At 72.1% G+C, this 12,442-nt stretch carries 12 protein-coding genes and 1 pseudogene; all 13 read right to left on the minus strand.

The annotated features are described in order from the left end of the window. Positions 1-674, minus strand: a 674-nt coding sequence (locus AC13HU_RS18685; protein ID WP_483043032.1) for a hypothetical protein, incomplete at its 3' end; no start/stop codon positions are given. A 197-nt stretch (positions 675-871) separates the two neighbouring features. Then, positions 872-1,333, minus strand: a complete 462-nt coding sequence (locus AC13HU_RS18690) for a rhodanese-like domain-containing protein (protein WP_483043042.1) — start codon at positions 1,331-1,333, stop codon at positions 872-874. Positions 1,334-1,380: 47 nt separating this feature from the next. Then, the gene (locus tag AC13HU_RS18695) at positions 1,381-1,980 is read right to left on the minus strand and encodes a cupin domain-containing protein (RefSeq protein ID WP_483043033.1); all 600 of its coding nucleotides are present in this window, start codon (positions 1,978-1,980) and stop codon (positions 1,381-1,383) included. Positions 1,981-2,321: 341 nt separating this feature from the next. After that, the gene (locus tag AC13HU_RS18700; RefSeq protein ID WP_483043034.1) at positions 2,322-2,816 is read right to left on the minus strand and encodes a DUF3180 domain-containing protein; all 495 of its coding nucleotides are present in this window, start codon (positions 2,814-2,816) and stop codon (positions 2,322-2,324) included. A gap of 94 nt (positions 2,817-2,910) precedes the next feature. Continuing rightward, positions 2,911-3,549 carry a 2-amino-4-hydroxy-6-hydroxymethyldihydropteridine diphosphokinase gene (gene folK / locus AC13HU_RS18705; RefSeq protein WP_483043035.1) on the minus strand — a complete coding sequence of 213 codons (639 nt, stop codon included), beginning with the start codon at positions 3,547-3,549 and terminating at the stop codon, positions 2,911-2,913. After that, positions 3,546-3,905 (minus strand): dihydroneopterin aldolase, encoded by a 360-nt coding sequence (gene folB / locus AC13HU_RS18710; protein WP_483043036.1) that lies wholly within the window; start codon positions 3,903-3,905, stop codon positions 3,546-3,548. Before folB ends, folK begins: the two co-directional genes overlap by 4 nt. Before the next feature lie 218 nt (positions 3,906-4,123). Continuing rightward, positions 4,124-4,594, minus strand: a pseudogene (locus tag AC13HU_RS18715) (nuclear transport factor 2 family protein); the annotation flags it as partial. Beyond that, positions 4,591-5,490, minus strand: a complete 900-nt coding sequence (gene folP / locus AC13HU_RS18720; RefSeq protein WP_483043037.1) for a dihydropteroate synthase — start codon at positions 5,488-5,490, stop codon at positions 4,591-4,593. The gene folP and the pseudogene AC13HU_RS18715, both read right to left, overlap by 4 nt. 73 nt (positions 5,491-5,563) lie before the next feature. Then, positions 5,564-7,384: a phosphatidylglycerol lysyltransferase domain-containing protein gene (locus AC13HU_RS18725; protein WP_483043038.1), complete on the minus strand. Its 1,821-nt coding sequence runs from the start codon at positions 7,382-7,384 to the stop codon at positions 5,564-5,566. A 221-nt stretch (positions 7,385-7,605) separates the two neighbouring features. Beyond that, positions 7,606-8,214 (minus strand): GTP cyclohydrolase I FolE, encoded by a 609-nt coding sequence (folE, locus tag AC13HU_RS18730; protein ID WP_483043039.1) that lies wholly within the window; start codon positions 8,212-8,214, stop codon positions 7,606-7,608. A 200-nt stretch (positions 8,215-8,414) separates the two neighbouring features. Then, on the minus strand, positions 8,415-10,460 hold the full coding sequence (ftsH, locus tag AC13HU_RS18735; protein ID WP_483043040.1) for an ATP-dependent zinc metalloprotease FtsH: 2,046 nt from the start codon (positions 10,458-10,460) through the stop codon (positions 8,415-8,417). 222 nt (positions 10,461-10,682) lie between these two features. Continuing rightward, a complete protein-coding gene (gene hpt / locus AC13HU_RS18740) occupies positions 10,683-11,237 on the minus strand; it encodes a hypoxanthine phosphoribosyltransferase (protein WP_328465278.1) in 555 nt (184 codons plus the stop codon). Between the two features lie 29 nt (positions 11,238-11,266). Continuing rightward, complete coding sequence (gene tilS, locus AC13HU_RS18745) at positions 11,267-12,361, minus strand: tRNA lysidine(34) synthetase TilS (protein WP_483043041.1); 1,095 nt, start codon at positions 12,359-12,361, stop codon at positions 11,267-11,269. Between the last annotated feature and the right edge of the window lie 81 nt (positions 12,362-12,442).

The raw sequence follows: 12,442 nt of genomic DNA on the forward strand, positions 1-12,442 counted from the left end.
AGGCGGTGCTCGCGGACCGGCAGCGTCGGCGAACCCGAAGCGTGCCTGCCCTGCGGCTCGTCCGCGGCGGCGTCCCGGCGCCGGGCGTCCTCGACGGTGCGCTGCGCCTGCTGCGTGGCGGCGTTGCGCGTGAGGTTCCGCAGCGCGTCCGCGGCCTTGAGGTAGGCGGCGGGGCCGACCGCGGACACCCCGGTGCCCAGCGCGATCCGGGTCGCCGTGGCGCCCTCCCGCTGCAACCGGCGCTGCGCCTCCAGGGCCCGGGCCCGCTCGCTCTCCGCGGTGGCGTACCGCCGCAGCAGATCGGCGTGCTCGGAGCGCAGCCCCGCCAGCTCCGACCGCTTGCCGCGCAGCTTCTTCTCCAGCCGCCCGCGGATCTCCCTGGACTCCTCCAGGTCGCTCTCCAGCTCGGCCACCCGCTCGTCGGTGTGCCACTCGTCCCGCGTCCGCAGCGCCGTCAGCTCCGCGACCTCGCGCCCGGCCGAACGGTCCCAGGTCCGCGCGAGCAGCGCCCCGGCCACCGCGACGAGGGCTATCGCCGCCGCGAGCGCCCGCAGCAGTCCCGTATCCCCGGCGAAGAGCGATATGACGGCCAGTACGGCCGCGGTGCCTGCGACGGTCAGCGGCGGCATCATCCGATGCAGCGGCTGGGAATGGCGGTGACGTCCACGGGGCATGGCCAGAAATTTATCGTGCGCAAGGCGTCCGTGGGGGGCCGGGGCCCTAATTTTCGGGGGGTTTGGCCGCACCGTTGCACGCGATCGTCACGCACGGAAACGGTACGCACACGGTGGGTTCACATGGACATAATGGATCTTGGTCACACGGCGCCCACACGTCCGATCCGGCCGCCGCGCGGTCGATTCCGCCGCGGTCATTCCGCCGCGTGCGCTCCCGACGTGTGCGTTCCCGCTGCATGTGCTCCCGGCGCCAGTGGCGCGGCCGGAACGGTCGGACGGCCGTCCGGCGGGGTCACCGGCAGGCCCGCCGCCCGCCATGCCTGGAAACCGCCGACGAGGTCGGTCGCGCGGTGGAGGCCCAGATCGTGCAGGGAGGCGGCCGCCAGCGACGAGGCGTAACCCTCGTTGCAGAACACGATGACCGCCAGGTCGTGGCCGGTGGCGTGCGGGAGGCGGTGCGAGCCCTGGGGGTCGAGCCGCCACTCCAGTTCGTTGCGCTCCACGATGACCGCGCCGGGCACGGTGCCGTCGCGGTCGCGCAGCGCGCCGTACCGGATGTCCACGAGCAGCGCGCCGCCGTCGCGGACGGCCGCGGCGGCCTCGGCCGGGGAGAGCCGGGCCAACCGGGAGCGTACGGCGGCCAGATGGGCCGCTATCGACGGGGGCGGCCCGGACGGACCGCCCGACGTGCCGGTCACCGGTGTCACCACTCCTCGGGGCGCTCGATGAACTCCAGCCGCAGCGTGCTGTCCTTGCGGCTGTAGCGGCGCATCAACGGCAGCGGCGGGTAGTACGCGTGCACGGATACCGCGTGGGTGGTCCCGGACGCGTTCACCACCTGGTGCACATGCTCGCGGCCGAACGCGCGGCCCTTGCCCTCGGGCAGGATGCGGCGCCGGTCCACGCCGTCCGCGAGTTCCAGCGATCGCCGGCCCTCGGTGGGCAACGGCACCGCCAGCGAGTGCTCGGTCAACTCGCCCGCGGCGGTGACGAAGACGCCGTACGAGCCGCCGTGGTCGTGCCAGCCGGTCTCGGCGCCGGGCGGCCAGCCGATCAGCCACGCCTCGGCCCCGCCGGGCCCCTCCAGCCGCCGCCAGGTGCGGCCCTCGGCGTCCAGCGGGAGTTCGGCCACGACGGCGGCGTCGGCGGCGATCGAGCGGGCGAAGGCGAGGAGTTCGGCGGCGGTGGGCGCCACTGGCGCGGCAGGCGCGGCCGGTGCGATCGGTGCGGGGGCCTCGGCAGGAGCCGCGGCGACGGCGGAGGGCACGGCGGGCACGGGGGACGCGGAGGGAACGGCGGACATGGTCAACCACCCGGAGGAAGGAATGCGCGTACGACGCGCGGGCGAACGGTGGGCCGAAGGCGCGCGTCAGCGCGCGGCCGTACACACGCAGCCCGCGTACCGGAGAAGGTCGAGATGGACCCTCCGGTGCAGAAGCAGGCGCGTACCGTTCACGAAGCGGACTGAACCATCTCCGACCCCGCCGGTCAAGTGCGCAATGCCCGCGCGCGTCCAGGCCGCGAGGGCAGTCGGCCCCCCGTGAACCGCTGTACCCAGCGCCCGGATGGGCGGCTGGCGACAGCAGGTGGCGGCTGGTCCGGGCACCGGCCGCACCGGTCCGCCCGGCGCCCGGGCGGATCGGCTCAGCGGGAGCGGTGCGCGGGTGTGCCGTGCTGCCGGTCCTCGTCGTCGGGGAGCTTGCAGACGCGCTCCAGGAACAGCGCCGCGGCGACCACCGCGACCCCGGCCAGCACCGCCAGGCCCGCGTAGATCGCCTGCTGGCGCCGCGGGTCCATGTCGAGCTTGTACATCACCAGGAAGATCGCCGTGCCGCCGTACATGCCCACGACGAGCGAGGCGACGAGCGCGCTGGCCTGCCCGAAGACGACCGCGCGGGCGGCGGCGAGCGGATCGACGCCCTTCGCGCCGGGCTGCCGGTCGCGCTGGGCACGCAGCCGGGACCTTATCGACAGCGCGGTGGCGAAGAGCGCGACGGCGATCAGCGCGAGCACGACGGGCGCGGCGAGCGGCACACCGGGCAGCGTCCCGAAGGTGTCCCACAGCTTCGCCGCGGCCCACGACACCACACCCGCGACCACGAAGATGCCGGCCAGCGTCCTGATCCGCAGGGTCTTCACCGGGTGTCCGCCTCCACTTTTCTCCACACGTTCGCGTACGCGGATACGGGATACGCGTACGTCTCGCCGGATGAGCCGGCGCAGGTCCCAACGATTATTCGGGCAGCCGGAGTTCCACGTCGCCGCGCCGCCGTACGCCGCTGTCGCCGACCGCGGCGAGCAGTTCGGCGACCGGGCCGCGGCCGGGCAGCACGGCGGCCGGCTGGACGTCGTGCCACGGCACGAGGACGAAGGCCCGTTCGTGCGCCCGCGGGTGCGGCAGGGTCAGCACCGGGTCGTCGGAGACGCACGCGTCGTACGCCACGATGTCGACGTCGATGGTGCGCGGGCCCCAGTGCTCGGCGCGCACCCGCAGGTACGCCTCCTCGATGGCGTGCGCGCGCTCCAGCAGGGCGGCCGGCGGCAGCGTGGTGCGGACCACCACGACCGCGTTGAAGTACGCGGGCTGGCTGCCCTCGGGGACGCCCCACGGCTCGGTCTCGTACACCGGGGAGACCTCCTTGACCCGCACCCCCGGGGTGTCCTCCAGGGCGTCCACGGCGCCCTGGAGGGTCTCCAGGCGGTTGCCCAGGTTGCCGCCGAGGGCGATCACCGCGGTGCGCGGGTTCTGCAGGGTGCTGTCGGCGGCGTCGACCCGGGCGGTCACCTCGGCGGGCACGGGCTGCACGGTCGGGTCGGCCGCCCCGTACTCAGGGGTGTGCCCGGTGCTGTAGTCGGGATTCTCCGCACTCACGGGCGCCTCCGGGTGATCGTCACGGTCACGTCGTCGAACGGCACGGTGATCGGCGCGTCCGGCTTGTGCACGGTCACCTCCACCTCCTCTACCTGAGCGTGCCCCAGGCAAGCGTCGGCAATGCGTTGGGCGAGGGTTTCGATGAGGTTGACCGGCTCGCCGGAGACGACGGCCGCGACCTGTTCGGCCAGCACACCGTAATGCACGGTACGCGTCAGGTCGTCACCGGCCGCCGCGGCGGACGTGTCCAGGCCGAGCGAGAGATCGACCACGAAGGTCTGGCCGTCCGCCCGTTCGTGGTCGAACACGCCGTGGTTGCCGCGGACGCTCAGCCCGCGCAGTGTGACCCGGTCCACGTTCCTCACTCCTCCGTGCCGTCGCCGGCGCCGCGACCGTCTCGGCCGTCGTTGCCGTCATCGCCGTCATCGCCGTCATCGTCCTTGGTGCCGCCGCCGTCCGCGCCGTTCCCACCGTCGTCGGGCTCGTCGCCGTCGTCGCCGTCCCGTTCATCCTCTTCGTCGGCCTTCGCGGCCTCCAGGACCTCGCCGAGCACGTCCTCTATGGCGGCGTCGACGTCGTCGGCCGAGACGTCGCCGTCCTCGTCGTCGTCATCCTCATCCGCGAGCACCGGGGAGCCGTGGTGCGCCCACAGCCGCCAGCCCTCGGAGGTGCGCCGGAACACGTTCGTGGCGACCACCAGGCCGCCGACCAGGGCGCCCGCGGAGCCGTCCTCCTCGGCGGGGCCGCCGGTGAGGATGTTCTCGGTGCAGGTCACCAGCGCGGCGTCACCGTCGACCGCGACCTCCACGTCGGTGAGGAAGAACTGGATGTACTCCGTGTTCGCCATGATCAGCGCGTACGAGCGCATCACCTCGCGCCGCCCGCGCAGCACCGGCCACCCGGGGTGCACGGTCGAGACGGACTCGGCGAGCGGGCCGGTCAGCACGACCGCCTCCAGCTCGTCGAGGTTGGAGTGCTCGATCGCGTCGTAGAACGCCTGGTTGGCCCGCTCGACCGCGCGCGACTCCGCGGTACGCCCGGTCACGCCTGTCCCTCGGGGGTCTCGGCAGCCGTGTCGGCCCCGGCGACGTCGATGGCGCGGGCCACCCGCACCGCGTCCGCGCTCGCACGCACCTCGTGCACCCGCACCGCCCACGCGCCCTCGCGCGCGGCGATCGCGGTGACCGCGGCGGTCGCCGCGTCCCGTTCCCTGGCCGGCGGCGGCGCGGCCTGCGCGGCCCCGGCCAGCACCCGGCCGAGGAACCGCTTGCGGGAGGCGGCGACCAGCAGCGGGCGGCCCAGCGCGGCCAGTTCGGGCAGCTGCGCGAGCAGCGTCAGATCGTGCTCGGCGGTCTTCGCGAAGCCCAGGCCCGGGTCGACCACGATCCGCTCGGGCGCGATGCCGCCGTCGATCGCGCGGGTCAACCCGGTGCGCAGCTCGGCGAGCACCTCGCCGAGCACGTCGCCGTAGACCGCGCGGTTGTTCATGTCGATGCTGCGGCCGCGCCAGTGCATCACCACGAACGGCACCGAGGCCGACGCGACCACCGGGACCATCGCCGGGTCGGCCAGGCCGCCGCTGACGTCGTTGACCAACAGGGCGCCGGCCGCGACCGCCTGCTCGGCGACCGACGCGCGCATCGTGTCCACGCTCACCAGCACACCGGACGCCGCCAGCTCCCGCACCACCGGGATCACCCGGCGCAGCTCCTCCGCTTCGTCCACCCGCGCCGCGCCGGGCCGGGTGGACTCCCCGCCCACGTCCACCAGGTCGGCGCCCTGCGCGACCAGGTCCAGGCCGTGCTTCACCGCCAGTTCCGGATCGAACCACTGCCCGCCGTCGGAGAACGAGTCGGGCGTGACGTTCACCACGCCCATGACCGCGCAGCGATCCCACCGCGGCAGTCCGACCGGTCCGCTCCGCGCCTGTGACGTACTCATGCGCCCAGCGTACGGGTCAGCCCCTATGCCGCCGACTCGCCTCCAGGCACATCACTCCACCGCGAAGCCTTCGCTATGCGACGAACTTCCGCTCGGGGGCGTCGTCCAGGGAGGCGTAGCCGGGCTTGTGGCGGTGGACGGGGCGGGCGGCGCGGCCGGGGAGGAAACGCTGGAGGGCGTCGGGCAGCGGCAGCGAGAGGGTGACGAAGCCCTCGGCCTGCATGATGGCGAAGCCGATCCGGGGCAGGTCGCGCGAGTTGGGGAAGACCAGGAAGCGCGGCACCCACTGGGGCTGGAACTTGGCGTTGAACTTGTACAGCGACTCGATCTGGAACCAGCGGGACAGGAACACCAGCAGCCCGCGCCAGCCGCGCAGCACCGGCCCGGCCCCGATCCGCTCGCCGCGGGCCAGCGCCGAGCGGAACATCGCGAAGTTCAGCGAGACGTGCTTCACCCCGAGCTCGGGCGCCTTCTGCAGCGCGGCCACGATGAGGAGTTCGTTGAGCCCGGGGTCGGCGGCGCGGTCGCGCCGCATCAGCTCCAGGGACATGCCGTCCGGCCCCCAGGGCACGAAGTGGAGTACGGCCCGCAGGTCGCCGAGTTCGGGGTGCGCGGCGTCCGGCTCGCACTCCTTGTGCGCGGTGACCACCACGCAGTCCCCGTCGGCCTCCTCGCCGAACCGGCCGAGCGCCATGGAGAAGCCGCGCTCGGTGTCGGTGCCGCGCCAGGCGTCCGCGGCGAGCCGCACCCGGTGCTTCTCCTCCTCGCTCAGCTCGCGCACCCGCCGCACCTGGCAGACGTATCCGGACCGCTCGATCCGCTTGACCATCTGCCGTACGTTCCGCATCGACCGCCCGGACAGCGTGAAGTCCGCGGCGTCCACGATCGCCTCGTCTCCGAGTTCCAGGGCGTCCAGGCCGGTCTCGCGGGTCCACACCTCGCCGCCGGTCTCGCTGCATCCGACGACGGCGGGCAGCCAGGCGTGCGCGCGGGCGAGCTCCATGAAGGTGTCGATGGCGCCGGGCCACGCCTCCACGTCGCCGATCGGGTCGCCGCCGGCCAGCGCCACGCCGGAGACCACCCGGTAGCAGATCGCGGCCTTGCCGCTGGGCGAGAAGACCACGGACTTGTCGCGGCGCAGCGCGAAGTGGCCGAGGGAGTCGCGGGCGCCGTGCCGGGCGAGCAGGACCCGCAGCCGCTGCTCGTCGTCCTCGCTCAGCTCGGCGACCGGGCGGGCCGGGCGCAGCACCAGGTAGGCGGTGGAGCAGGCGATGAGCAGGCCGAGGCCGCCCAGGGAGTAGCCGACCACGTCGCCGACCCGGTCGCTGGTGTAGTGCACCGGGCCGGAGAAGCCGAAGAGCCCGTAGAGCACGTGCAGGCAGCGGTCGGTGAAGCCGGGGTTGCCGCGCTCGGAGGCGGGGTGGGCGCTGGTGATGACCAGGCCGAGGCAGAACGCCAGCGTGCTCAGGCCGACCAGGTTGACCGCGGCCCGCCAGCGGGTGCGCGGGTCGGAGAGCGCGGTGAACTCGCCGCGGTACCTGACCAGCAGGGTGAGCAGGCCCAGCGAGACCACGGCGCCGAAGATCGAGTGCCGGTAGAGGATCTGCGTGACGGCGCCGACCGGCAGCAGCAGCACCGCCGCCCACCAGGCGCGCTGCTTGCCCCGCTTCAGGCCGTGCGCCAGCATCAGCAGCAGGATGCCGGTGACCACCGACGTCGCCGCCGCGAGCGAGCTGACGGTGCCGGGGAAGAGCGCGGCCATCCGGTGCATCCGCCCGTTGCGGAAGGCGGGGAACACCGCGGAGACCACGTCGAGCAGGCCGATCACGGCCGCCGCCGTGCCGAAGATCTTCGGCACGGACGAGGCGTGCGGCATCAGGCGGCGGTGCGGCATGCGGGCGCGGTCAGTGGACAAGGTGCTCACACAGGTTCCGGGAAGAGGGACAGTTGCGCCCACTAGGACGGAATCATCCGTCTACGGGTTGCGCCCGGCTCATGTCAATCCGCAACGATCTCCCGGCGAGCCGCCCCGGAGAAGCGCCCCCGACGGCACCAGCAGCGCCGGCCCCCCGGCACCCGCCAGGACCGCTAGTCCCACTAGCTTTGCTAGACCTACTAGCCCCGCCCGATGATCAGGCTCATCGCCTCGGACCGCGTCGCGGAGTCCCTCAGCTGCCCGCGCACCGCCGACGTGATGGTCTTCGCCCCGGGCTTGCGCACTCCCCGCATCGTCATGCACATGTGCTCGCACTCGATGACCACGATCACCCCGCGCGGCTCCAGTATCCGCACCATCGCGTCGGCGATCTGCGTGGTCAGCCGCTCCTGGACCTGCGGACGCCGCGCGTACACGTCCACCAGCCGGGCCAGCTTCGACAGCCCGGTGATCTTCCCGCTGCTCGCCGGAATGTATCCGATGTGGGCGACCCCGACGAAGGGCACCAGGTGGTGCTCGCAGGAGGACATCACCTCGATGTCCTTGACCAGCACCATCTCGTCGTGCCCGAGGTCGAACGTGGTGGTCAGTACGTCCTCGGGCTGCTGCCACAGCCCGGCGAATATCTCCCGGTAGGCGCGGGCCACCCGGCTCGGGGTCTCGCGCAGCCCCTCCCGGTCGGGGTCCTCGCCCACCGCGTAGAGCAGTTCACGGATCGCGGCCTCGGCCCGCTTCTCGTCGAACTCGCCGGGCGTCTGGTCGCCGTCGAGCGTCACGGGGTCGGTCATGGGCCTCGCTCCTCTTGCTGACGCCACCTCGCCGGTGCCGCCTCGCCGGTGCCGCCTTGCTGATGCGCCTTCGCTGATGCCATCGCGGCCGGTAGGGAAACACAGCCGGTCAAAAACACGGCCGCGGCCCCAAGGCTAGAACCCTGGGGCCGCGAATCGCATTCCTGCCAGTGGCCGGAACGGGTCGATCAGTGTGACGTTCAGCTCTCCGGGCGGTCTTCCGGCAGGTCGACCGGCTCGGTGGGCTTGGTGGTGGAGACCGGCGAGGGGCTTGCCCCGTTGATCGCCTGCGCACCGTTGGTCAGTGCCAGCTCCTTGGGGGAGAGCACCGGCGGCCGGGTGGACGGGGTACGGCGGGCCGAACCGGTCCAGGCCGGGCGCGGCGGGCGCTTGACCACCGGGGCGAAGATCTCGGCGATCTCCTCCTTGTTGAGCGTCTCCCTCTCCAGCAGCGCCAGCACGAGGTTGTCGAGGACGTCGCGGTTCTCGACGAGGATTTCCCACGCCTCGTTGTGCGCCGTCTCGATGAGCTTCTTGACCTCCTCGTCGACCAGCCCGGCGACCTCTTCCGAGTAGTCGCGCTGGTGGCCCATCTCACGACCGAGGAACGGCTCCGAGTCGCTGGTGCCGAACTTGATCGCGCCGAGCCGCTCGGTCATGCCGTACTGCGTGACCATGGCGCGGGCGGTGTTGGTGGCCTTGTCGATGTCGTCCGAGGCGCCGGTGGTCGGGTCGTGGAAGACCAGTTCCTCCGCCGCCCGGCCGCCCATCATGTAGGCGAGCTGGTCGAGCATCTCGTTGCGCGACGTGGAGTACTTGTCCTCGTCGGGCAGCACCATCGTGTAGCCGAGGGCACGGCCGCGGGACAGGATGGTGATCTTGTGGACCGGGTCGGAGTTCGGTGAGGCCGCCGCGACCAGGGCGTGTCCGCCCTCGTGGTAGGCGGTGGTCTTCTTCTCCTTCTCCGACATGATCCGGGTGCGCTTCTGGGGGCCGGCCACCACACGGTCGATGGCCTCGTCCAGCACGCTGTTGTCGATCACCTTCTTGTCGCTGCGCGCGGTGAGCAGCGCCGCCTCGTTGAGCACGTTGCTCAGGTCGGCACCGGTGAAGCCGGGGGTGCGGCGGGCGACGGCCATGAGGTCGACGTCCGGCGCGATCGGCTTGCCCTTCTGGTGCACGGTGAGGATCTCCAGCCGGCCGTTGAGGTCCGGCGGGTCGACCGCGATCTGCCGGTCGAACCGGCCCGGGCGCAGCAGCGCCGGGTCGAGGATGTCCGGCCGGTTCGTCGCGGCGATGAGGATCACGCCGCCCTTGACGTCGAAGCCGTCCATCTCGACGAGCAGCTGGTTGAGGGTCTGCTCGCGCTCGTCGTGGCCGCCGCCGAGGCCCGCACCGCGGTGCCGGCCGACGGCGTCGATCTCGTCGACGAAGACGATCGCCGGGGCGTTCGCCTTGGCCTGCTCGAACAGGTCCCGGACCCGGGAGGCGCCGACGCCGACGAACATCTCGACGAAGTCGGAACCCGAGATCGAGTAGAACGGCACACCGGCCTCGCCGGCCACGGCACGCGCCAGCAGCGTCTTACCGGTGCCGGGACGGCCGTAGAGCAGCACGCCCTTGGGGATCTTGGCGCCGACGGCCTGGAACTTCGCCGGCTCCTGCAGGAACTCCTTGATCTCCTGCAGTTCCTCCACCGCCTCGTCGCAGCCCGCGACGTCGGCGAAGGTGGTCTTGGGGGTGTCCTTGGTGATCAGCTTGGCCTTGGACTTCCCGAACTGCATGACGCGCGAACCGCCGCCCTGCATCTGGTTCATCAGGAAGAGGAAGACCACCACGATCAGGACGAAGGGCAGCAGTGACAGCAGGATGCTGACGAACGCGTTCTGCTTGGACGGCGAGACGGTGTAGCCGTCGGGCAGTGCGACGCCCTTGACCTGTCCGTCCTGGATCTTCTGCAGGTTTGCGGCGATCGAGGAGCCCTGGTTGCCGATGTAGCTGGCGCGGACCTTCGAGCTGCCCTTGATCTTGTAGCCGTTCTTGAGCTGGACCTTGATGGAGTTGTCGTCCCCAGTGGTCAGCTGTGCGGAACTGGCGTGGTTGGTGTTGATCGCGTGCAGTACCTGGCCTGTGTCGACTGTCTTGTAGCCGCCGCCGGAGCCGACGACTTCCATCAACACGACCACGGCAAGGACAGCCAGCACGATCCACATGACCGGCCCACGGAAATAGCGCTTCACGTCCATCCATGCGGGGCGCGAAACGCCCCGTCCCTCCTGCCGCAGTGAGGCACAGCCGCTGGTGAGCGGCGTGTGCATCCGGTGTATGACCGATCCTTCGGACGGTACCCCAGCATTGTGACCCGAGGTTGCCGCCGACCGTTAACAATCCGGCTTTCCCCTGCTCCAACGGCGGGAAACCGACGGGGGTTCCCCGAGCCGCCGTGAGGGTGGTCTCAGAGAGCGGCCTCAGCCCCCGTAGACGTGCGGTGCCAGGGTGCCGACGAACGGCAGGTTGCGGTACTTCTCGGAGTAGTCCAGGCCGTAGCCGACCACGAACTCGTTGGGGATGTCGAAGCCAGTGTATTTGACATCGATGCGTACCTTCGCCGCCTCGGGCTTGCGCAGCAGGGTGCAGACCTCCAGGGAGGCCGGGCCGCGCGACCCGAGGTTGCTGATCAGCCAGGAGAGGGTCAGCCCGGAGTCGATGATGTCCTCGACGATCAGGACGTGGCGCCCGGCGATGTCGGTGTCCAGGTCCTTGAGGATGCGGACCACCCCGGAGGACTTGGTGCCGGCGCCGTAGGAGGACACCGCCATCCAGTCCATCGTCACGTTGCTGGACAGGGCCCGGGCCAGGTCGGCCATCACCATCACGGCGCCCTTGAGGACGCCGACGATCAGCAGGTCCTTGCCCGCGTAGTCCCGATCGATCTCGGCGGCCAGCTCCCCCAGCTTCGCGTCGATGTCTGCCTTGGCGATGAGCACCTTCTCAAGGTCGGCGCCCATGTCGGTCTCGTTCACTACGCGGTACGTCCCTTAAGTCTGCGGCTCTACGACGGCGAGAACACCAGTCTGCCATCCGCCCTCTGAACGGCGACGCCGCCCGGCAGGTTGAGCGCCTTCTGCCCGCGCCAGCCCGTCACCAGGCGGTCCACCTCTTCGATGTGGCGGGCGAAGAGGAAGCCGGGCGGGGACCCGGCGGCGACCGCGGCTCTGCGCAGCACCCGGCGCCGGACCGCCGCGGGCAGGGTGTGCAGCCGGGCCACGTCGAGGCTGCCGTCGTCGCCGGCCGCGTCGGCCTGCGCGTCGGCGGCCCACTGGTCGAGGGCGTCGGCGTCGTCGCGGGAGAGCTGGGCGGTACGGGCCAGGGCCTGCACGACGCCCTTGCCGAGCGACTTCTCCAGCACCGGCAGCGCTTCGTGCCGGACTCGGGAGCGGGTGTAGGCGGGGTCGTGGTTGTGCGGGTCCTCCCACACGGTGATGCCCTGGGCGAGGCAGCCCTGCCGTACGGTGTCGCGGTCGAGCAGCAGGAACGGCCGGCGGTAGCGGCCGCCGGCGCCGGAGACCGCGGCCATGCCGGACAGCGAGCGCGTGCCGGAGCCGCGGGCGAGGCCGAGCAGTACCGTCTCGGCCTGGTCGTCCCGGGTGTGGCCGAGCAGCACCGCGGCGGCGCCCCGGCGCTCGGCGACGGTGTCCAGCGCGGCGTACCGCGCGTCGCGGGCGGCGGCCTCGGGGCCGACCCGCCGGCCGGTACCGGTGCCGGCGGTGCCGACGTACGCACCGCCGTGCGCGGCCGTGGTGGACTGGCGGCCGACGGTCACGCCGATCGCGTCGACCGGGTCGAGGCCGAGGGCACGCAGCCGCTCCACGACTTCCTGGGCGCGGCGGGCCGAGCCGCTTTGCAGGCCGTGGTCGACGGTGACGGCGCCGGCACGCATGCCGAGCCGGGGTGCTTCGAAGGCGAGGGCGGCGGCCAGCGCCATCGAGTCGGCGCCGCCGCTGCACGCGGCGAGTACGAGCGGGCCGGCGGCGCCCGCGGTGGCGGTGGACGGCGCGGCGGACGCGTCGGCGGAGGCTGCGAGCACGTCGTGCAGGACGCGGCGGACCGCCAGACGTATCGCCGCGACCGTGGGGTGGGGTCCCATGTCCGGTTCCCTCCTGGGGAGGCTGGGTTGGGCGGGCAGAACGACAGGCCCTGCGAGGTAGGTTGACGCAGGGTATTCAGA

The organism is Streptomyces sp. NH27 (assembly GCF_056859195.1).